We start from the raw sequence: 22570 nt of genomic DNA, 5'->3' as shown, positions 1-22570 counted from the left end.
TGCAAACCTCTATGAAACTAGCCATTTCCAGAGATCCGTAAGTTCAGCAGGTGATGAAGACGTGCCGTCTTCCATTTCATTGTCAATGTCAGTCCCCCAAACTTTGATGTATTCTGCGGTATTTCCCAGAATATAAATAGTTAACTTTTTGGTTCCGTGCCACCACTCAAAAACTATTTCTGAGTCAAAGCTCAGATTTACCAGTGGTTCACCCCACCACATTTGGTTAGCAGCAACAACGGTACGTAGTATGTCTAACCATTCTATGGTGTATTTATAAGTTTCATTGTCCGCTCCTAACTCAGCAATTCTTCTGTAAGTTTTGTGAATTGATGAATAGCTCCAGCTTGAAAGTTGCAGGAAATTATCATACTCAAAGCTAGCTTTGGCACTTTGACGTGAGGAGACAGCTATCTTAGGTTCATATTGCTGCAAACTTGCCACAGTTGATATTCTGACTCTCTCAAGATCAACAAGATTAATGTTTTGCCCAACCGATCCACTTTGTAAGCCTTCTACTGTTTGCGAAAACCGAAGTTGGCTTGATTTGCTGGGTATGCGAGATAGCGCTGTTGTCTCTAAATGACAATGCTCGTCATTTGCATAATAAACTTTACTTGACATAGAACAACTCCCTTGTGCGCTCAGTAATTAAATTTTCAAAGGCTTGTCCTTCTCTTTGCCTTAATTCATACAAGGTGGAAAGTGCCTCTTGTAGAGGTAGAGGTTTCTCTACCCATTCTTGAGAAATTTCTAAATCAAGGACAATTGCAGCTTGTCCAGGAGGTGATACAGCATCGGATAAATTTAATACTAGCCTTATTGGTATATCTTTATAGATTAACTCGGTTCGAGTTAAGAATGCTGACATCGTAGTTGGAACGCCATCCTTTGGAAGTTGAGGATATATCGTGAAATAATCGCTAAGTTCAATTTCCTGGTTAGATGGAATAGCTATTCTATTTATATAGCGAAGAGCAATACGCATTACGCCAACAGGTTTAGCCACATCTAGGTAGACATCAAATGCCTGGTCAATTCTTTGCCTAAATTCATCCCACCCCTCATAAGGACGTAAGACGTGGACACTCACCACGTCAGGGCCCACACCCACTAATTTTTTAGCATTCGCAGAAGGGAACAGAAGCTTAGTCCAGCCCTGTCTTACCGTAAGCTCAGGGTTTGTAGGCTGGGAGCTGACTTGGAATTCAGTCGCTATTAAAGTCTGTTGTTGTGGTTCGCCTGTATAAAAATCTTTTATTTTTTCATAGAATAAGCCAGGTATTGTAAGATTCCACGCTGGGCCTGGGGCAAAGCGAAACTCACAGACCGCTTCTTCTATTGGTGGGTTAGGATACTGGCGGCGTGTCATAGATTACCTAAATTTGGCATAACCTCACATTTATAATTAACTACAACTTTAGGACGAACAAATAATGAATCCTGTTCAATAATTTTATGGTATCTAAGCCTAGCTTCGTAAAAAGTTATTTATAAACTCACAATCCTGCCCCCACACAAAACTACCTGTTTGGATGGTGAACGCGAACAGCATCCTAAAGAGAAGGTGATTTCGGTAAAGTCTCTTGAGCAAATAAATTCAGGACTTACGCAACTGGCACCATTGCTTGTGCCAGTTGCGTAAGTCCTGTTGGATTCATCAAGTTGACTCTGTTGTTTTCTGAAGCGGTTATCCTCAGCCTGCATAATCCTTTGGATATTATGCTCAATCGTTTCCCTGTACTTATCTTCACCCGTGATTTTTAGGTCAACCAATTCCCAATTGGCAGAGGCTAACTCTACATTGAGAGAATATTCCTCAAGCATGAACTCTCTAGCATCTTGTAAGCCCTCTTTATACATCTGTTTGCTTTGGGCGATGCGGTTTTTAATCAGTCCAATGCGATCGCCCACTACTGATATTAATTAAGTGGACGCAGAAGTGTAATTTTGCCCATGCCCGTCTCTTGACTGAGTTGCGCCACGTAGAGATTTCCATTCGTGGGATTCTCAACCAAATCCAATGGACTTGGGTTAAAACCAGTGAAGCCACTAATAGCCGTTTGGGAATTTACAATATCCAAGTTTGCGCCACCTGGTGTTAGCACAATGATGTCTTTCCCTAAACTGAAGCGTGTCACCAGCAGTTTGCCTTGCAGCTGACCACCTAAAGCATTACTACGATATTCAATGATGCCATTAGGTGAAAAATGCTCTCCGAAATCGAAAGCAATACCCTTCCAATTCCGGTCAGATAGAGTACCAACGGAATATTCACTTATCTCAACTGGGTCTGTACCAGCTGTGGGATTTCCTCCACCCAACACCCACTCACAACGCTTCGGATTGGGATGGCCATAATAACCATTTTTAACAACGCGAAACAGGAAGTCTCGCTGTGTGCCTAGACTGCTAAGAGCAGGCACCGGTGGAGTAGTATAAGCCCCATTAGTACTCTTATCAATCCGGTTTTGGCAGGCAAGAGGTAAAGGGATAGGTGTATTTGGCGTATTGCCACCAGCCGCCGAACCATTCGTTGGCACATACAACTGACCATTGGTATGCCAAACCAGATCGTAGCCATTACGTATACCACTAGCAAAGATAGTTACAGCTGCTTCCAGATTAAAGGGGTTATAAGTACCCCCATCCTCCGTCTTAACGCTTAAAGGAGGTGAGGTGATTTTGGACAGGTCAACTCGTAATACAGCAGCAGTTAACAACTGTTCAGGACGATTACTCCAGGCAGTGTTTGGCGCGCCGGTACTACTATTACTACCCTGCAACACATACAGCACGTTTGGCTCGTTGGGCTTAAACTCAATGCTATTGGTTAGATGATCCCGACTCGATCGCGGTAAATCAACCACATAGTCTTTTACTGTCTCTAGATTGGTGCCGCTTAAACGAGTAATCTTACCACTCCACTCTGGTGCATCAACAGTTCCATTCCAGTAGTAGTTATTTGTTACCCAGAGAATTAGGTTGCTGGCATTTGTTGATGAGGGATCAAAGTGCATACCAACGATCGTTCGATTACCACCATTTGCAGTCTGCAATGAAGAAATCGTTTGTGGCGTACCCAGAGTACCATCAGCATTGATCGGGAAACGCAAAATCTCACCTAGTAGGGTAGCAGCATAGAGTTTATTGTCAGGCCCAATTAAGACTGTGGTGTAAGGTTTGGTAGGTACATTCGCTAGTGAGATTTGCTCGAAAGTAATATTGCTGACTGGCTTCACAAAGGTGCCTGTTGTGAAACTGATGCTATAGGGTAAGAATGCAGCACCATTGCTATCTTTAACCCCGTCGGTGATTTGTAACAAATATTTGGTATTGTTCTTGAGACGATTTATCGGAGACACTACAATCACATCTCCACCACCGGAAGTGTTGTAAGTAGTATTGACTTGCGTGTTAGTGCTGCAATCAATTAGCTTGATAGTTGAGGCAGAAATAGTATTAACCGCAATCCCACTGTTCGGGAGATTTAGGTCTGCTGTAATCGAGATATCCGGCGAGAGATTTGTCTGACCATCATTGGGATTGGTCGTTCTGATCGAGGGACGATTACCTGGTGCGATCGCAATATAATTGAGCTTGGTATTCTTACCACCTTTAGCATCAATTGTGAGCTTGCCATCGGCAACATTAACAATCCGGGTAATTGCGGCAAACTTTTTGGTTGCCGTTGGTACAAAGCCAGAAATAGCAGCCGTCCCTTCTATATTAATCTGGTGCTTACTATTTACAGTATTACTAGCATCACCGACACTAACAGTCACATTGTAGGAACCTTTAGATAGGGCATATTCCCAAGCAGCAGGTATCCTGACTGCTGTTCCCGCACTGCTAGGAGGATATTGCAGATGAATCAGTCTATTTAGTCGTAGATCGATGCCACTTTGGTTGCGATCGCGTGTATTGAGTTGGATATCAAGGGGAGTGGGTGTAGTATTGCCTAAGCTATCTTCACGCACCCAACCAAAGCCTCTAGTATCATTGTAGGCTTGACCGATATCTTTAATATACCCAGATGGTACAGGAGCATCATTTGGTTGAAAAGCAATCCCTTGAACAATTGCTAATACCAGTATTTTGGGTTTGATCTTGTAAATCATAGTATGCCTTGCCGTTGTGTTCGTAGTTGATACGTGAGTAGTCCATTAACATTGGCCAAGTATCTGCAATGATTATTCCTGGCAATCTTTCACTGACTAGAAACGAACGTAATGACCGCAAGTCTCAGGGAACCATTTCTCCAGACTGTATAAAAAATATTTAGTAAATACTTGAAATTACATAAAGACTGAACTTCTTTTTAAGAGAATTATAAAGGAACTTTCTAATTCCTCAACTTGCCACAGTATGATTACGGAAAAAGCAATAAATCTTCAAAATTATTACCGTAAACCAATCTTTAATTGATACTGGCAGAGTTCATTTTTAAATATGCTGTTAATATCAAGTCAATATCATGTTTTCATAATTAGCTATGATTTCCACGGTCATTCTACTAGTCTGTCAATAAATAATTGATGGATAAATTAAGAGTAGAGACGGCGATAAATCGCCGTCTCTCTAACCATCAAAATGAATTTGACACACTACCTCAACGAGCCAAAGCCTAGCTTTGGCTCGTTGGGGGTAGTAATTTACGATCGCATAACGATCACATAATATTTAATGGGTCTACATCAATAGTTAAACTTACAGACGAAGGACAAAGCGATCGCACTTCTTCCCAATCTGGTAATCGCGGTAAGGCATCGGGGGCAAATTTAATCAATATCTGCCAGCGATAACGATTAGCTACCCGTAAAATACTCGCTGGTGCTGGGCCTAATATTTCAAATTCTTCTTCTGTACTCAAGGCTGTAGCAATAACTTGCGCCGTATTTTGCACTTGAATCGGGTCGAGACTACTTAAGCGCAACAAAATTAACCGCCCATAAGGAGGATAATTAAGTGCTTGGCGTTGTTCTAACTCAGCTTCAGAGAAAGACTGATAATCGTGCGATCGCACAGCTGCAATTACCTGATGCTCTGTAGTATAAGTCTGCACAATTACTCTACCCGGATCTTCACCTCTACCAGCACGTCCAGCGACTTGAGTCAAGGTTTGAAACGCTCGTTCGCTGGCGCGATAATCTGATAAATTTAGTAATCCATCGGCGGCGACAACGCCCACAAGTGTCACCTGTGGTAAATCCAAACCTTTGGTGAGCATTTGCGTACCGACTAATAAATGCGCTTCGCCGTTGGCAAACTGAGTGAGTAAGGTACGATGTGAGCCTTTATTGCGGGTGGTATCGCTATCAAAACGAATAAATTTTAAGTCACGAAACTGTCGCGCTAGTTCCTGCGTTACCCGTTGAGTACCGCTACCGAAAAATTTCAGGTAAGGGGAACTACAATCAGGGCAAAATTTGGGGTGCGATCGCGCATAATTACAATAATGACACCGCAATAATTCCGGCGCTTTTTCTTCGGTATGGTGATATGCCAGCGATACATCACAATGCGGACATTCCAACACATATCCACAACTGCGGCAAGAAACAAAAGTACTGTGTCCCCGGCGATGGATAAATAAAATTCCCTGTTGTTTTCTTTCTTGCAACTCTTGCAAAGCTGCTTGCAGCGATCTACTAAATATAGAACGATTTCCCTGTTGCAACTCTTGCCGCATATCAACAATTTCCACCGGCGGTAAAGGGCGAGAGTTGATGCGCTCAGGCAAACTTAAATAATAACTCTTCCCTCCTAACTTTTGATTTAAAAGCGATGAATCAAGATTTCTTTCTTGTCCCCCCTCTCTGCTTGCGGAGAGGGGGCTAGGGGGTGAGGTTCCGACGCTTACCCAAGTTTCCAACGAAGGCGTAGCAGAACCCAACACCAAAGGGCAATTTTCTAATTCGGCTCGCCACAGGGCAACGGTACGGGCGTGGTAGGTGGGTATGGGGGAATCTTGTTTAAAGCTGCTATCGTGTTCTTCATCTAAAATAATTAAACCCAAGTTGGGCAAAGGGGCGAAAACGGCACTGCGCGTACCAATGACAACTTGAGGTTCTCCGGTGAGCATTTGCCGCCAAGTGTCGTAACGTTCACCGTCGGAAAGGGCGCTGTGATAGACGCTGACTTTATTACCAAAACGAGCGCGAAAACGATCGGTTAGCTGCGGTGTGAGTCCAATTTCTGGGACTAAAACCAGAGCAGATTTACCTTGATTGAGGAGAGGTGCGATCGCTTGCAAATATACTTCGGTTTTTCCTGAACCTGTCACCCCATGCAATAAAACTTGAGCAAATTCATCTAATGTCTGGATTGTCGCTAAGGCGCTAGCTTGATCTGTAGTTAAAGATTTAGCCCCATCCCCTACTAAAGTTGGGCCTTGTTCAGTTCGCAATACTTCCCGTTCTTCAACAACGATGTAACCCTTTTGTGCCAGCGTCTTGAGAATAGAGGAACTAGCATTGCAAATTTGCAGTAATTCATTTTGCCACAACTCCCCACCCTGTCGCCGCAGCACTTCTAAAATCTCTCGTTGGCGAGTAGTTAACTCTTGGTCAATTGTACCTGTGAGGATAACTGCTTTTTGCAACTTTGGTCGAGTTAGTCGCGGCGGTTCTAAATAACTTTCTACTAAACCAAATCGCAACAACTCCCGAATTCCTCGATAAGCAGATTTGACTTTTTGTTGAAGGTAAACAAAACTGTAGTCCCCCCCTGGTTGCCCTTGCAAAAGTTCCCAAACTTGCCGCGCAGTCGGAGTCAAAAAAGCCAAAGGATCGGCAGATCCCAGCAAATAACGACTCCCCTCCGCTCCTCTGCCCCCCTGCCCCCCTGCCCCCCCGCCTCCAACCAGGCGGATACGACGCTGCGATCGCCCCAGCAACCCTGGCGGCAGAGCAACCCGGATTACTTGAATCAGCGGCGTATAGTAATATGCAGCAACTCGGTTGAGTAATTCCCAATAAGCACTTGGAAAAAATCCAACGCTGACTATATCTTCTACTTCCCGGATTTTTTCTGGTGGTAAATCGATATTTGGTTGTGCCAGTAATCGAATCGCGATCGCTCCTAATTGTTGCGCCCCAAATGGCACACTCAAAATATCTCCTGGTTTTATTTCTAACTGGGCTGGCAATCGATAAGTAAATAGTCCTGTACTTCCTGGACAGTCTACCAATACTTCAACCCACCGATTAACAGTTTCACCTGACTTGTATGATTCACTCGGTTCACTCACCACTAAAGAAGATAAATTTATGTCATTAATATACATACTTGCCGATTTTATAATTAAATATTTTCCTCACATAGCTGGTCAAAATCAACCTAGCTAACTAAACTTTAGTTTTTCGCTTTCTTAAATTTAAATGGTATTTCTCAATACTGTTATTCTTCATAATACTTGATAATTTTCCTCTTATGTAATCTACTAGACAAATTCGTATCAACTATATATGCAATAAATATTTGGTGCCCACTATACAAATAAAAGCATGACGACTATTGCTGCAACAGTTACTCTATCTACTAAATATGGAGTAGCCTTTTTCCGCCTATCGGTAGATATTCAACCCTTTCTGTATATGAGATGCTTTTATACAGAGTAATATCGTCCCAAAATTAAGCTGCTACTCTTGTAATTTGTATTATATAGATAACTGGAAATCAAATTGGGAATGCGTAACCCATTAGTAGGTCTTCCTTTTATACAGTGGTATCCAGCGTCTAAAACATTATAAATATTTAGAAAAATATATGAAAGTTTAAAAAATTTGGATGGTTAGCTGGAATTTTTATATTTGTTAAGGTTGAGAAAGTTTGAGGGGGTTTGACATATTTGATAATTCAGAAAAAAATGAAGAATATATCTGCTGGGAATCTAAGAAAAAAGTTTTGCTGGGTGCTAAGGTAAGTTTCGTTATAGGTTGTATATAACTGTAACCTATAGATACTAGGTAGATGCCGATTTTTATTTCTATAGACAAATTAGCATCAGCCTATATTTCGCTATTTTTTACGGGTGCATCGTCCATTAGGGAAAACTACCAAGCCTCAAACGAGTAGGTGTAAATAAATTATGTACCAAACAAAGCAACAATCCCTAAAGGAAAATATGAATATTGTTGAATTGGGAAAGATGGAAATACTGGAGAATGCTGCTGATATCGAAGAACCATCACTCGATAGTTTAAATGCAGTGGCAGAAGAAGAACCTCCAATTGTAGTAGAAAATCTGGAATCAGACGAACGCGATGGCGATGACATGGCGGCGGCTCGTCCTTCGGGATACAACAAAACCGAACATGATGATGCTGTCGGCGCATTTTTTAAAGAAATGGCGCGTTATCCGCTCTTAAAAGCTGATGAAGAAGTAGAATTAGCGCGGCGAGTCAGGTTTCTAGAGGAATTTAGAGAAATACAAGCGGCTTTAGGGTTAAGACTGGAACATGAAGCCAGCAAATTAGAAGTGGCTTCTGAGTTAGGAATGACGGAAAAGCAACTAGAAAGTCGCTTGTATCAAGGGAGAGTAGCGAAACGCAAAATGATTCGCTCGAACTTGAGATTGGTAGTTTCTATTGCTAAACGATACTTGAATCGGGGAGTGCCTTTTCTGGATTTAATTCAGGAAGGAGCAATGGGCTTAAATCGCGCTACAGAAAAGTTTGATCCCGATAAAGGATATAAGTTTTCTACTTACGCTTATTGGTGGATTAGACAAGCGATTACCAGAGCGATAGCTAACGATGCGCGAACAATTCGGCTACCGATTCATATTGTTGAAAAGCTTAACAAGCTAAAAAAAGCTCAACGGGAACTCAAACAAAAACTCTGTCGTAATCCTACCGAAGGAGAAATGGCACAATATTTGGAGATTAGCGTGCAACAACTACGCCAGCTACAACAGCTACGGCGACAAGCACTTTCTCTCAACCACCGCGTCGGTAAAGAAGAAGACACGGAATTGATGGATTTGCTAGAAGATGAAGATAACTTGTCTCCAGAAGCAAAAATGAATGAAAACATGATGCGTCAGGAGATTTGGGAAGTCTTGGGTGACGTGTTAACTCCACGAGAAAAAGATGTGATTTCTCTGCGTTATGGTTTGACAACCAGCGAACCATGTACCTTAGAAGAGGTTGGCAATATGTTCAATCTTTCTCGTGAGCGAGTGCGTCAAATTCAAAGCAAAGCCATGCGGAAATTGCGCCGTCCTCACATAGCCAAACGCTTAAAAGGTTGGTTGATTTAACTACATTGCTCAAGATAGAGATGCAATCTGGAACTTAATTAGCTTTGCAATTCGCAAAAATCGGGCGTTTTGTAGCTTTTTTCGGCTCTTATTTAGTCAATACTCAAAATAAATTGCCCAGTTGCCTATAGACTATAGACTATAAACTATGGACTATAGACTAATGACTTCGGGTAGCAATTTGATTGTGCGTTTTGCCCAACCAGCCGATTGCAGCGTACTGTTTAAATTAATTGAGGGACTTGCAGAATATGAAAAATTATCTCACGCGATCGCTGGTAATGCTCTAGCACTTCAGGAGCATTTATTTGGTTCGCGGAGGTATATAGAGGCAATATTAGCGGAATCTGCGGGACAAGCTGTTGGTTTTGCGCTATTTTTTCATAATTATTCAACATTTCTGACTAAGCCAGGAATTTATCTGGAAGATTTATTTGTTTTACCAGAATATCGCAGGCAAGGTATTGGTAAAGCTCTCCTAACTAAAGTAGCTCAGATAGCTGTAGAACGTGATTGTGGGCGATTAGAGTGGAGTGTCTTAGATTGGAATGAGTCAGCCCAAGCATTCTACCGTAGCATGGGAGCATCTATATTAGATGATTGGCGAATTTGTCGCGTTACAGAAGATAGGCTTACTAAATTAGGTTCTGTTAAATAAAAAACAAAGGATGAAGTATAAAGGATGAATCAGAACAATTTTCATCTTTAATATCTCATCCTTAAATTTTAATGATTTTCTTTATAACATATTCAAGATTACATAAATTGTCATTTTAATCATCAGCATAAATGCACATTTTTGTAAACAAGTAAGCTAGGGTATTTTGGAGAGAAGCATATTCTCATTACATATTGCTTTGTGCTAATAAACCTGAATCTAAAATCACCAAGATTCAAAATCCAAAAACTTTATTTAATAAAGCAAAGTTTGACAGCTTGTCATTTGACTATGGCAACGGGTCAACTCACAATTATGGAGGATATTGCACCGAATAAGCCGTTATTGCAGAGAGAACACGAAATGAAAAAAATGATTACAGTCATGCTGTTAGGCATAGCAATCTTCACCTTTGCCTTCAGTCGTCCAGCTTTGGCAGCAGATGCTGCTAGTGGAGCTAAAGTATTTAGTGCCAATTGCGCCTCTTGTCACGCAGGAGGAAAGAATCTGGTTAAAGCTGAAAAAAGCCTGAAGAAGGACGCTTTAGAAAAGTATGATATGTACTCAGCAGAGGCGATTATTGCCCAGGTTACAAAGGGTAAAGGTGCTATGCCTGCCTTCGGCGCTCGTTTAAAAGCTGACAAAATTGAAGATGTAGCTGCTTATGTGCTTTCACAAGCAGATAAGGAATGGAAGTAGACTAAAATCTAACTTCAAAAATTAACAATTTGCGGGGCTTTTTGTCCCGCTAATTTGAAAGTTGCCGCAATTATCAAATAGGATGCATATACCAATTTGGGATTTTGGATTAAGAGTCTTTACAAAAAGACTGTTCCAAGAATATCAAACAATACTACCTATCCTAATTTGGTCTTATGAGTAATTTCTGGCGATTATTTTTCAGTATAATTATTGTTTTACCCCTCAGTTTTTTGACTTTACCTGCACATTCCTCACCCATTTTAATTACCCAAATTACAGCGAGTGATTTCTTAGAGTTGGGTGTAGATAAGATGCGACGCGGTGATTATCAGGAAGCAATAAAAAATTTTAACCAGGCGATTGAACTTGAGAAAGATTTGGCTGTAGCTTATAGCGATCGCTGTCTTGCTTATCTGCAATTACAAGATTACCATCAAGCGATCGCAGATTGCACCCAAGCGATAAATTTTGCCCCTGACAACTTTGAAGCTTATCTGAACCGGGGAGTAGCACACTACAGACAAGGGGATTATCCCGCTGCCATTGTCGATCATAATCGAGCCGTTACACTTAAACCCTATGATTTTCGAGCTTACTACAACCGAGGGCTAGCCCGTGTTGGTGATGAAAAAGATTCAGAGGCAATTTTTGACTTTAATTTAGCCCTAACTCAAATTCCTCGAATAACTAACTTACTGCTTGCAGATATCTATAATGACCGAGGTTTAGCACATTTTGTCTTGCAAGATATCCAAGCTGCGATGCTCGACTTTAATTTAGCAATTCGTCTCAATGCTAACGATTATAGAGCGTACTTTAACCGGGCTTGTGCTTGCGGCCGAAATGGAGATGACTTGGGTGCAGTGCGTGATTTTTCGCAAGTAATCAGACTTAATCCCAGTAATGGCCAAGCTTATGTTAATCGTGGAGTAGCTCAGTATCGCTTAGGATATCATTTAGGAGCTATATCTGATTTACAAAAAGCATCCGAGTACTTTGAAAACCAAGGAAAGAGAGTTGCTTACGAAAAAACTTTAGATTTACTGAAGAATCTGCGACAACAAATCTCCTTTGCAACGGAAATCGCTCTTTTGTAATACTGTCAGCGCTATACAGGGTATCCACCAGCTTGAAAAATCTGTTCGGCGGTTAAATTTAATTCTGGGAAAGTAGGTGAGATAATGCGATCGCTACCTTGAAATTGGCTAACTTGATATTCTCCCTCAATTAAAGTGTAAAGCGAGACAGTTGGTTGTTTGGGGTTGCCAATAAATCGCCTACCGCCTAAAGCAGCATAGTCTACAATCCAATATTCGGGTATACCTACAGCCTCATAGTCAGCAGCTTTCTTTAAATAATCATCACGCCAATTACTACTCACTACCTCAACTACTAAGGGTATTGATTCCGCTTGGCTGACAGTAGATTCTTTTTTCCACAAAGGTTCATTTACCAAATTGGGGCGATTTAATATCAGTACATCTGGTGAGTAAGCAGATTCATTTTCAGGCGGTTTGACTAATGCTGTTTTGGGTATGAAGTAGGGGAGATTTAAACGAATACATTCTCTAGTAATTTCAAAGGCTAAAAAACCAACTACCTCTTCATGATCGCCTGTTGGTTGGGACATTTCGACTATTACTCCATCATGCAATTCATAACGTTTTCCTGTGTTGTCAGGGTATTTAGCAACGAATTCATTAAAGGTAACTACTTTGCGTAAGGCTTGAATCATAAATTATTGCCATTCGTCTAATGCTAATGATTATAGAGCGTACTTTAACCGAGGGTTGTGCTTACGGACGAAATGGAGATGACTTTGATACAGTGCGTGATTTTTCTGAAGTCATCACACCTGACTTTTATTTTAAAAAGAAAGAGGCTTTGAGGCTTATTACTTTTTGTCTTTTGGAGCCTAGCTTTCTTATAAAGCACAATATTCCTAGCCCTTGAAGATCGCACGTCTGGGAATTTGAGCGTCTTGGCGAACTAAAAGATATCTCAACCCAAAATCAGATCATATTACCAGTAGAACCGAGATCACACTTCAATTAGTTCATCTCGGCTAAACTCAATATTTATACTTAAATGTAAAAGATGCTCACATAGTAACTTAAATTATCACAATGAAAAGAGCAGATCGCAAAGATTCTAATTATACCAACGCTGTTAATAATCCTCGCTCACAACAGAAAGAACCAGTTTCTTATTATGAGCTTAAACTTTCATTGATGACTGTTCGCGCCAATCTTGAGGAGGCGCGAAAACTTGCGAAAGAAAATGAGGAGGCTGCATCTCAACGCGATGAAGCAGAACAACGTGCAAAAGAAGCTGCATCACAACTGGTTCATGTTCAGCAAGAAATTCAAACTTATCAGATCGAGGCTAATGAGCGAAAACTCGAAGCTAATGAGCTAAAAGAGCGAGTCACTCAAAATTATCGCTTCTATATTGATGAGCAAGAAAATCATCAAAAAACGCTCTGCCTTTACAACGAAGAAAAAGCAAAAATATCCCAGCTAGTTCATGTTCACCAACGAGAGATCCAAACTTGCCAACTCGAAGCTAATGAGCTAAAAGAGCGATTCACTCAAAATTATCTCTTCTATCTTGATGAGCAAGAAAATCATCAAAAAACGCTCTGCCTTTACAACGAAGAAAAAGCAAAAATATCCCAGCTAGTTCATGTTCACCAGCGAGAGGTCCAAACTTGCCAACTTGAAGCTAATGAGCTAAAAGAGCGAGTTAGTCAAAATTACCAGTTCTATGTTGATGAACAACAAAGTCATCAACAAACCCTCTGCCTCCACAACGAAGAAAAAGCGAGAGCGACTGAATTTCTTACCAAATATGAGGCAGTAAACTCTGAAAGAGAAATGTATTTGAGTTTATACAATGAGGCTAAAGCAGAACTCAAGCATGAGCGACGTTCCAAAGCTGGTATTAAGGGATGGGAAACTCGTCGGAAAGCCGAGAATGAAAAACTAAAACGAGAAATTGCCCAGATGGTTGTGCTGCTGCGTGACTCTTTAGCAAGTAAGGATGAAGCAGTAAATAGTCTTTACGTTGTCGCAGAGCGTATGGATAGAATTCAATCTCTAGTTGATTCGGTGGAAGAAGAAACAACTAACAATCCTATGGGTTTAGTACAAAAGTTTAAACGCATCTGGCTGGCAATTAAAGACATACTTTCTGAATAAACAAGCATACTTATGAGCAATAAATCACTACCAACCACGCAAAAACAAGGTAAAGCGAGGCTGGGAGATCAAATTCGCAATATTGCCGATCGCCTTAAACAAGAGACAGATGTACAGATAACAGCAACTTCTCGAATTTTAGGGGCTGCTGCTCAAATTGCCGAAAATCATGACCGACTTATTAATGAAGTAGTCGATATGGTTGAGTCAGACCTAAATGTAGAGAAACAGGTATATCAAAAGCATATTTACACTATTGATTTTCTGAAGCAACAGTTTAAAACATTACGGGATGCAAAGGCTTACTTCAATCTGAAAGTTACTAGTTGGGAATCACTAGCTGATAAATTAAATGCTGCATCTTCCCAAACAATCACAATTCAGAATAAACCTCAATCAAATCAGGGTTGGGTAGACACTAATACGATCAAAGGTGAATATAATTTTAATAATCTTGAAAAATTGACAGTTTTTTTAGAACCTGATGTTGCAGAAATGTTTCCTAATTCGGAAGCAGTAAATGAAGCTCTGCGTTTTCTAATTAGAGTTACGAGTAAAAATTATTGAGGCATTCTAGCAACTTTATAGAAAGAAAAATATATTTTTCTTTCTATAAAATTGAGTATTTTTTCTCCTCATACTGCTAACTAATAAGGCGTAACATCATCAGAGAGCGATCTGAAACTGGTACAGTTTGAGAGCCGGAAACTAATTTTCCCCGATCTAAAAAGCGAGGTTCATTAGTGTCAATTACTATCTCCCATACCTTTTCTTTAAAGTCATCGGGTAAAGCAAACTCAATTAACTCGTAGTGAGCGTTAAAAAATATCAGAAAACTTTCATCAATAATCCGCTCACCACGATCGCCTGGAGTAGCAATTCCCTGCCCATTCAAAAAAATCTCCATTACTTTGGCATAACTAACTAGCCACTGCTGCTCAGTCATTTCACTGCCATCAGAATTAAACCAAGCAATATCATTAATACCTAAACCGTGAATGGGGCGGCCTTGAAACCACTTACGTCGTCGGAATACTGGATGCTGATGGCGAAAATTAATTAGTTCGCGTGTAAAGTCTAATAAATCCGAGTTCGCTTTATGCAAATCCCAATGTCGCCAAGAAATCTCATTGTCTTGGCAGTAGACATTATTATTTCCCTTTTGACTACAGCCAATTTCATCCCCCTCTAATAGCATTGGGACACCTTGAGATAGCATTAAAGTTGCTAAAAAGTTTCGTCGTTGCCGTTCGCGCAAACGCATTACTTCTGGATCGTCGGTTTCGCCTTCTGCACCACAATTCCAGGATCTATTATGGCTTTCACCATCTCTACTGTCTTCCCCGTTTGCCTCGTTATGCTTTTCGTTGTAGCTGACCAAATCATTTAACGTGAAACCATCATGAGCAGTTATGAAATTAACACTTGCATTTGGGTTGCGCCCGTTTGTTTGATATAGGTCAGGGCTACCGGTAAAACAGTAGGCAAATTGTCCTAAACTATCATCTACACCACGCCAAAAATCTCTGACTGTATCCCTATATCTACCATTCCACTCAGACCAACGCAGTGGAAAGTTCCCGACTTGATAGCCGCCTTCTCCTAAGTCCCAAGGTTCAGCAATCAGCTTCACATCTGCCAAGATTGGGTCTTGATGAATAATATCAAAGAAAGCTGATAGATTATCTACTTCATATAGTTCCCGCGCCAGCGCCGAAGCCAAATCAAAGCGGAAGCCATCTACGTGCATTTCTGTTACCCAATAGCGCAAGCTATCCATAATTAACTTCAGAACTTGAGCATGACGCACATTCAGAGAGTTACCGCAGCCTGTAAAATCCATGTAGTAGCGAGGATCGTCCTTTACCAAACGGTAATATACAGAATTATCAATACCTCGCAAAGATAGCGTTGGCCCGAAATGATTTCCTTCGCCAGTGTGGTTGTAGACTACATCTAAGATCACTTCAATTCCGGCAAAATGTAGTGCCTTGACCATTTGCTTGAATTCAGCGACTTGTTCTCCCCCTGTCCCACTAGCACTGTAACTAGAATAGGGAGCAAAATAGTTGATGGAATCGTAGCCCCAGTAATTGCTTAATCCTTTTCCTTCTAAATGTCCCGGATGAGATAGAAAATGATGTACTGGCATCAACTCAACTGCTGTAATTCCTAATTGCAGTAAGTGTTGAATTGCAGCAGGATGCGCCAAACCGGCATAAGTGCCGCGCAACTCTTCTGGAATAACTGGGTGTAGCTTAGTAAAACCTTTGACGTGAGTTTCATAAATAACAGTTCTATACCAAGGCGTAGCAAGCAGTTTATCGCCTTCCCAATCAAAAGATTGATCGACCACAACACACTTGGGCATTATTTTGGCATCATCTAGTTCAGAAAAAACTAAGTCTTTTTCCTCAGCGTCTAGAGAGTAGCCAAAGACAGCTGGATCGTTATTAAACTCACCGTCAATTGCCTTAGCGTAGGGGTCAATTAATAGTTTGTTTGGATTGAATCGATGACCAACTTCCGGTGCCCACATCCCATGCACTCTAAATCCATACTTTTGACCTGGGCCAACTCCTGGTAAGTAACCATGCCAAACAAAATTGTTTTTTTCTGTCAAAGGCAAGCGGATTTCTTCGTCATCGTTATCAAATAAACAAAGCTCTACCCCTGTTGCATTTTCCGAAAATAAAGCAAAGTTTGTTCCTTTCCCATCCCAAGTTGCACCTAAAGGATATACATTCCCCGGCCATAAAGCTACATACATAAGTAAATCTTGAATATTAGTTTTTCGGCAAATATTATTGACTTCAAGTTTTTTGAATAATTAGTTAAAATTTAAAGTTATTAATTTAAAGTTACTAATAATTCGTTAAAATCAATAACATTAAAATTTAACTTAAATAATAATATTATTTACTCTATCATTAGTAATATAAATCTCTATACCTTAAGTTGGAAAAATTAATGCAGAGGGCAACAGGCTGAAGAAAAACTGCCCTGTCTGCAATAGGCTGTGCGATCGCTTCAGTAAAGCAACCAGAGCAAACAAGGGTTTAAAACCCTCACTATTGCGTCAGTTTTCCACAGGTACAGCTACTTATACGGCTCCAAATCATCCGGGGTCGAACCCTCTCCTGCCTTGTTAAAATGCAGCCGTTCTAGGGCTTAACACATAGCAAATTGACCAACAGTCGCATCTGAATTGTGGAAATATGACAACGTGTCTTTTGACACGATTTTACTATTACAGCAACAATGCTACGTAGTGACTGTTTTTACTTGGTGTGAAAGAGAACGTGAAAAAGGATTTTTTGTTGCTAACAGTTGCTTTACCGAGTTTACTGATAGCGTCTCCTAGTTATGCGGTTGAGAGTGAAATTGAGCAAAGAAAAACTAATCAATCAACCGAAGTTATTTCAGATATTCCGAGTTTGAGTGAATTTGAGCTACCTGCCACTAATGCCGAATTATTATCTCAACAATCTGTACCGATTGAAGTTAATCCAGAAACTCAGCCAGAAACAGAGCAGACTCCGAGCGATGATGCAGACATTTCTATAGAAGCGATCGCAGAACCAGACAATCTACCTCAATCTACTCCAACTTACGTAATTGATCGAGAAGAAATTAAAAAGCAGGGAGCTGCAAGTTTAGCCGATATCTTGAAAAGAATGCCTGGTTTTGCAATCAATGATGTCGGTCATGGTGCAGATACTCACACAGGTACATACTATCGTGGAGCCTCAATTAATCAGTCTGTATTTCTAATTAATGGCAGACCAATTAACAATAATGTCAACACTTATCATGGTGGAACTGATTTAAATAGTATTCCTGTAGAGGCAATTGAACGAGTAGAATTATATAGCGGTACAGCCTCCACTTTATTTGGTTCCTCAGCCTTTGGGGGAGTGGTGAACATCATCACCAAAGAAGGTTATGGCAAACCTAAATTGAGCGCTAGTGCAGAATTTGGCTCATTGAGTTTAAATAATCAACAAGTAACTTATGGTGGTTCATCTGATAAGGTCAAGTACAACTTTAGCTTTGAAAGATTCTTTACAGATAACCGTTACCGCGTCCCTGTAGGTGCAGCAAATCGTGATAGCCAAGGGTTTTTATCGAATGCAGACACAGCAACAAGTACTTACTTTGGTAGCATTGGAGTTGATTTAGATCCAAAAAATTCTTTGAATTTAGATGTTACTAAACTCAGCAGTCGTCGCGGCTTAATTTATTTCGGCTTCCCTCTCCAAAGAGATAGATTAGACCACGATGGTTTAAATGTTGGCTTGTCTTGGAAAACTCGACTAGGTAATGGGGAAAGCTCTAACCTGACAACTTCAATTGGTTATAACCAAGATTATTTCAGCACTTATGGCCCTACAGGAGCATTTTACCGTACAGGAGCTTTAGATACCCAACAACTCACAGCCAGGGTAGATCATGAGTGGAAAGTTACTTCCAATAATAAATTGCGCTGGGGATTAGATTTGAAAAACACCGATTTAATCGGTGATGTTTTGAGTACAAATCCTAGTAGTATTGCCAAAAACGAAACTGAAGATCGGAGTTTATTCAATGCAGCTTTATTCGCTGTCAATACTTGGAATATTAGCGATAATTTTTTGATAGATTTAGGCTTAAGGCAAAGCTTTGACAGCCAATTTGGAAATTATCTTAACCCTAGTGTTGGGTTACGTTATGCTGTCACACCAATCGTAGCAGTGCGTGGAAGTTGGGCAGGGGGACAACGCAATCCTGGATTAGATCAGTTGTATGTTTATGATACAGTTCATGGTTGGGAACCTAATCCTGATTTAAGCCCAGAAATTGGCTCAACTTGGACTGCGGGAGTCGATGTTAATTTTTCGGAAAATCTGATTGGACAGTTTACTTACTTTGGTAGTAGTATAGGCGATCGCTTGGGAGTCATCGCCGGAAAATGGGCAAACATTGGATTAGTAGATACCAATGGTTTAGAGGCTGCATTGCAATTAAAAATTGCGGCTGGCTGGTCAACTTTTCTCAACTACACTTATACAGATTCCCAAATAAAAACAGGGACAGAGAAAGGTTTACAATTAGGTTTGATTCCCTACTCTGTACTGCAAACTGGTGTGGGTTATCAAAATTCAGGTTGGCAAGCTAACTTGTATGTTACCTACAATAGTGGCGCTCGCAGATCCATCTTCACTAACCCTACTGACAAGCCTACAGATTTTGCACCGTCTTTCGTCAATTTAGATTTGAGTGGGCGTATACCTCTAACTAGCAATTTAGGACTAACAGTTTACTTAGAAAATCTACTCGGTGAGCAATATGAGCGAGTTAATCGCATATATAGCCCTGGATTTACTTTTCGTGTGGGTTTAAACGCCAATTTTTAGGTATTCAATGTAGAGATTTTATCATTGCAAAGTCTCTACATTCTTATGTCTTTTCACATGATTTGGAAAACCTCACTTTTCTACAAAGGTAGGAAAGTGAGGTTTTACAGCATTTTTTTGGTAAATATGACGCTCCGCCGTACAACATAGTGCGTTAAACTAAAGCGATAATGGGCCTAATTCAAATTTATTTTTAATCTAAAATCTAAAATCTAAAATTCAAAATTGCTATGAGAGCCAGAATTGAAAATAAAATACTTTTCATACACCGCGAAGATTTACCAGAGTTTAAGAAGGGTGGTTCGGTGGTGAGAAATTCTTATTTTTGGGCACTACGTTCAATTGCTGGTCAAGCTTCACGTTATCGTGATTGGGAATACGAACCGGAGGTTTGGCTAGCGCTTTCACGAATGCTTTTATCGTTTGCGGAATCTGGATATTTGGGTATTAGAGAAACTTTGCTAGAATTTCCCTTATCTCAAGGAGAAATTCCTAATTTGCTGAGAGATGTTTCCACTTGGGAGTAGGGATATATAGCTGTCATTGTTATTAACAAATCTTTTACCAACTTATGGTTAAAAATGATTAAGATTAGAGATATTAAGCAATTACTGTAAATATTTGTATCTTTTAATTTGTAACCGCCGATTTTAATCAGGACTTACGCACTGAAAACCTGAAACCTAGATCCCCCCTAACCCCCCTTTTTAAGGGGGGAACCCTAAAAGCCCCCTTTTTAAGGGGGTTGGGGGATCTCTTGTGCGTAAGTCCTATTAATCATCTCGAAACATGGCTTCTACATAGATGTGTAGCTGCTGATTGCAGAGTACGAGCGATCGCTATATATTTCTATTAAGGATTCAAACAAAGAAATACAAAAATTAGGAAAAAGGTGGGCAGCAGCCAATCTTAGTGACTTGTGATACGATGTCCGGGCAATTAAACATAATACCCGAAACCCCACCCCGCCAAAGCTGCGCTTTAGCTCCCCTCCCGAAGAGCGGCTATCCATTACCCGGATCTTTCTTAAGATTTGCGAGAGTATTGACTCAGGTTTTTATAACCCTGATTAGTTCGTTGTTCATTCTCAATAAAAACGCAGTTTTAGCGAGAATATTAAAAGCGAATTTGTCAAGTATGCCTAAATTTTCAGTGTCTAAGACGGTTATAGAACATGGGTTTCAAGATTGTAAAGAAAGATGTGGGTAACGCATAGCCGCCTGCGGGGAGAGGTTCTTTTATTGTGGGTAATTTGGCGGACATGATATGACAGTATGGTTTAATTGACAGATAGATTTTCTGTAGAGACGGCGATTTATCGCGTCTCTCTAACCTCACAAAATTTCACACAGTAATAAGTAGAAAAGCTTATACAGAAACCGAACTTTCTTTTAAAAAACGCTCAAACACTTGACCTAGAAACAGCCTAGCTGTTCCCTATCTAGCAACTATATTTTTTCAACTAACTATAATTTGAGGGAAATTACAAGACCTTGAAAGGGCCCATCATATTGAACTAGCAGTCTCCCTAGCAGCTTCTCGCAGCCGCTCCACATCGCGCATCGGTGGCGCACCAAAGAGCCGCTTGTACTCTCGGTTGAAGTGCGAGGCATCGTCGTACCCCACTCGATAGGCAGCACTGCTAGCGTCAAGGTTTTCCCCCAGCATCAGACGGCGAGCCTCCTGGAGCCGCAGTTGCTTCTGGAATTGCAAGGGACTCATGGCAGTGACAGACTTGAAGTGATGGTGAAAGCCCGAAACACTCATTCCCATTTCTCGGGCGATGTTTTCAATCTTGATCGGCTCGTTAAAGTCTTTACGAAGTCGCTCGACGGCTCTGGCGATGTGGTAGGTGTAGCCACCCAGAACTGCAATATGGCGGAGCCGATTACCTTGCTCTCCCATCAAGAGTCGGTAAATAATTTCCCGCTTAATCAGTGGTGCGAGAACATGAGCTTCCGCAGGGGAATCTAGAAGCCTGACAAGCCGCACCACAGCGTCCAACAGATTTGCATTCAACGGACTTACGTCGATCGCTTTCACATCAGCACGGCTGCGCGATGAGGGATACCCTGCCTCGACCATCACTGAGCCAACAAGGGTGGGATCGAGATCGAGGCGCAGGCTCAGGTACGGTTGCGCCTGGGACGCTTCCAGAATTTGACTGGCAATCGGTAGTTCAACCGTAGCAAGCAGATAATGCATCGGGTCGTACTGATAGCGATCGCTACCCAGAAGAACTTCTTTGCTGCCCTGAGCGATCGCACAAAAGGCAGGGATAGAGACACTATGAAGGCATTCCGAAGGCGAGGAGGCGCGGTTGAAGTGCAAACCTTTCAGTGGCTCAATCGTTCCATCATGAGTAATCGCCTGGGCAATAAGCTCTTTCAGTTCGTCTCTGTTGGCTTGCGCTCTGTCTGCCTCGCGCTTTGCCTGCGGGTTGTTCATTAAATTGATATTGGCAGCGTTCATTTATAAGTTTGCAGGATTGTACAACAATCTTAGACGATCGTCCTATTGCTTGCCCTTCAAAATACCTAAGATAAAGCTAAAGCAAGGAAAAATGATTTCGGCTTCTTGTAAGCATTCTGGATTTTTATTCAAGATAAAACTCAGTTTTGATTGGGCAAGAGACTTGCCTACTAGCCATCAAAATGGCATCAAGGCTAACCTTGCTACTTAAAAAATCCATCCCTATTGATAGAGAGACGATAAATCCTCAATCTCTACGATTGGAACAACCACCGAAATGGCATCAAGTGAAGGAATTAAGAAATGGACATCAAAAGAAGTGGCTCACAGCCTTCCACCAAAGGGCCGGCTGAGTATTTTACCGGCACTGTCCGCGTTGACCCCCTGTTCGAGGCACACGATCCAGCACGCACATCTGGCGCTAGTGTCACATTTGAGCCTGGTGCTAGGACAGCATGGCACACCCACCCATTGGGACAAACCCTAATCGTGACGGCTGGCTGCGGATTTATACAGCTATGGGGCGGTGCGATCGAGCAAATTCGACCGGGAGACGCGATTTGGATTTCGCCGAGTGAGAAGCATTGGCACGGTGCTACAGCAACCACGTCTATGACGCACATCGCCATTCACGAATGGCTCGACGGCAAGCCCGTGGACTGGATGGAGCATGTCAGCGATGAGCAGTATAGAGGAATACCTTAATGCTTTTGAGATGGTTTTCTATCAAGGGGAAAAACTGCCAGAAGAGAGTGCTGATTTTGGTCTTCGCCTTGGTAATGTCCCTGAGTTACTCAGCCTGCCGTGCCGACAACAGTATGAGTAGCAGTACCTCGTTGAAGATACCGACTGAAATATCAACCAAGCAGGCAGACAG

General features: G+C 41.3%; 18 protein-coding genes. 10 read left to right on the top strand and 8 right to left on the bottom strand.

Annotated features, from left to right (window positions below; all coding sequences use genetic code 11):
* Positions 1-9: 9 nt before the first annotated feature.
* The 5 genes from V7K44_RS14750 to priA form a co-directional block, all read right to left on the bottom strand.
* Positions 10-624 carry a hypothetical protein gene (locus tag V7K44_RS14750; RefSeq protein WP_334932586.1) on the bottom strand — a complete coding sequence of 205 codons (615 nt, stop codon included), beginning with the start codon at positions 622-624 and terminating at the stop codon, positions 10-12.
* Positions 614-1372, bottom strand: coding sequence for a TIGR04255 family protein (locus V7K44_RS14745; protein ID WP_334932585.1), 759 nt, complete (start codon positions 1370-1372; stop codon positions 614-616). The genes V7K44_RS14750 and V7K44_RS14745 overlap by 11 nt, the downstream gene beginning before the upstream one ends.
* 119 nt (positions 1373-1491) lie before the next feature.
* Positions 1492-1914, bottom strand: a complete 423-nt coding sequence (locus V7K44_RS14740) for a hypothetical protein (protein ID WP_334932584.1) — start codon at positions 1912-1914, stop codon at positions 1492-1494.
* Between the two features lie 8 nt (positions 1915-1922).
* Entirely contained in the window at positions 1923-4121 is a 2199-nt protein-coding gene (locus tag V7K44_RS14735; protein ID WP_334932582.1) for an Ig-like domain-containing protein, read from the bottom strand.
* A 551-nt stretch (positions 4122-4672) separates the two neighbouring features.
* Complete coding sequence (gene priA, locus V7K44_RS14730; RefSeq protein ID WP_334932580.1) at positions 4673-7288, bottom strand: primosomal protein N'; 2616 nt, start codon at positions 7286-7288, stop codon at positions 4673-4675.
* An 804-nt stretch (positions 7289-8092) separates the two neighbouring features.
* Here priA and V7K44_RS14725 point away from each other — a divergent pair.
* From V7K44_RS14725 to V7K44_RS14710, 4 genes are all read left to right on the top strand, one after another.
* Positions 8093-9265 (top strand): RpoD/SigA family RNA polymerase sigma factor, encoded by a 1173-nt coding sequence (locus V7K44_RS14725; RefSeq protein WP_334932578.1) that lies wholly within the window; start codon positions 8093-8095, stop codon positions 9263-9265.
* A gap of 163 nt (positions 9266-9428) precedes the next feature.
* On the top strand, positions 9429-9923 hold the full coding sequence (locus tag V7K44_RS14720; RefSeq protein WP_334932576.1) for a GNAT family N-acetyltransferase: 495 nt from the start codon (positions 9429-9431) through the stop codon (positions 9921-9923).
* A gap of 363 nt (positions 9924-10286) precedes the next feature.
* Positions 10287-10622 carry a cytochrome c6 PetJ gene (petJ, locus tag V7K44_RS14715; RefSeq protein WP_334932710.1) on the top strand — a complete coding sequence of 112 codons (336 nt, stop codon included), beginning with the start codon at positions 10287-10289 and terminating at the stop codon, positions 10620-10622.
* 176 nt (positions 10623-10798) lie between these two features.
* On the top strand, positions 10799-11722 hold the full coding sequence (locus tag V7K44_RS14710) for a tetratricopeptide repeat protein (protein WP_334932574.1): 924 nt from the start codon (positions 10799-10801) through the stop codon (positions 11720-11722).
* 11 nt (positions 11723-11733) lie between these two features.
* Here the strand turns inward: V7K44_RS14710 and V7K44_RS14705 are convergent, their stop codons facing one another.
* A complete protein-coding gene (locus V7K44_RS14705) occupies positions 11734-12360 on the bottom strand; it encodes a Uma2 family endonuclease (protein WP_334932573.1) in 627 nt (208 codons plus the stop codon).
* A gap of 391 nt (positions 12361-12751) precedes the next feature.
* On the opposite strand from V7K44_RS14705, the gene V7K44_RS14700 reads away from it, so the two are divergent.
* Both V7K44_RS14700 and V7K44_RS14695 read left to right on the top strand, forming a co-directional pair.
* Positions 12752-13825, top strand: coding sequence for a hypothetical protein (locus V7K44_RS14700; RefSeq protein ID WP_334932572.1), 1074 nt, complete (start codon positions 12752-12754; stop codon positions 13823-13825).
* A 12-nt stretch (positions 13826-13837) separates the two neighbouring features.
* Positions 13838-14392 carry a hypothetical protein gene (locus tag V7K44_RS14695; RefSeq protein ID WP_334932571.1) on the top strand — a complete coding sequence of 185 codons (555 nt, stop codon included), beginning with the start codon at positions 13838-13840 and terminating at the stop codon, positions 14390-14392.
* 76 nt (positions 14393-14468) lie between these two features.
* On the opposite strand, the gene glgX is transcribed toward V7K44_RS14695, so the two are convergent.
* Positions 14469-16595: a glycogen debranching protein GlgX gene (gene glgX / locus V7K44_RS14690; RefSeq protein ID WP_334932570.1), complete on the bottom strand. Its 2127-nt coding sequence runs from the start codon at positions 16593-16595 to the stop codon at positions 14469-14471.
* A 532-nt stretch (positions 16596-17127) separates the two neighbouring features.
* Here glgX and V7K44_RS14685 point away from each other — a divergent pair.
* Positions 17128-19221: a TonB-dependent receptor plug domain-containing protein gene (locus V7K44_RS14685; RefSeq protein WP_334932569.1), complete on the top strand. Its 2094-nt coding sequence runs from the start codon at positions 17128-17130 to the stop codon at positions 19219-19221.
* A gap of 230 nt (positions 19222-19451) precedes the next feature.
* Positions 19452-19748, top strand: a complete 297-nt coding sequence (locus V7K44_RS14680; RefSeq protein WP_322662302.1) for a hypothetical protein — start codon at positions 19452-19454, stop codon at positions 19746-19748.
* Between the two features lie 979 nt (positions 19749-20727).
* On the opposite strand, the gene V7K44_RS14675 is transcribed toward V7K44_RS14680, so the two are convergent.
* Entirely contained in the window at positions 20728-21693 is a 966-nt protein-coding gene (locus V7K44_RS14675; RefSeq protein ID WP_334932567.1) for an AraC family transcriptional regulator, read from the bottom strand.
* A gap of 303 nt (positions 21694-21996) precedes the next feature.
* On the opposite strand from V7K44_RS14675, the gene V7K44_RS14670 reads away from it, so the two are divergent.
* A complete protein-coding gene (locus V7K44_RS14670) occupies positions 21997-22398 on the top strand; it encodes a (R)-mandelonitrile lyase (RefSeq protein WP_334932565.1) in 402 nt (133 codons plus the stop codon).
* A complete protein-coding gene (locus tag V7K44_RS14665; RefSeq protein WP_334932563.1) occupies positions 22373-22519 on the top strand; it encodes a hypothetical protein in 147 nt (48 codons plus the stop codon). The genes V7K44_RS14670 and V7K44_RS14665 overlap by 26 nt, the downstream gene beginning before the upstream one ends.
* The last annotated feature ends 51 nt before the right edge of the window (positions 22520-22570 follow it).

Origin of the sequence: Nostoc sp., assembly GCF_036917235.1 — a bacterium.
Classification (GTDB): Bacteria; Cyanobacteriota; Cyanobacteriia; order Cyanobacteriales; family Nostocaceae; genus Nostoc.
This window is presented reverse-complemented; position numbering and strand designations above follow the sequence as displayed.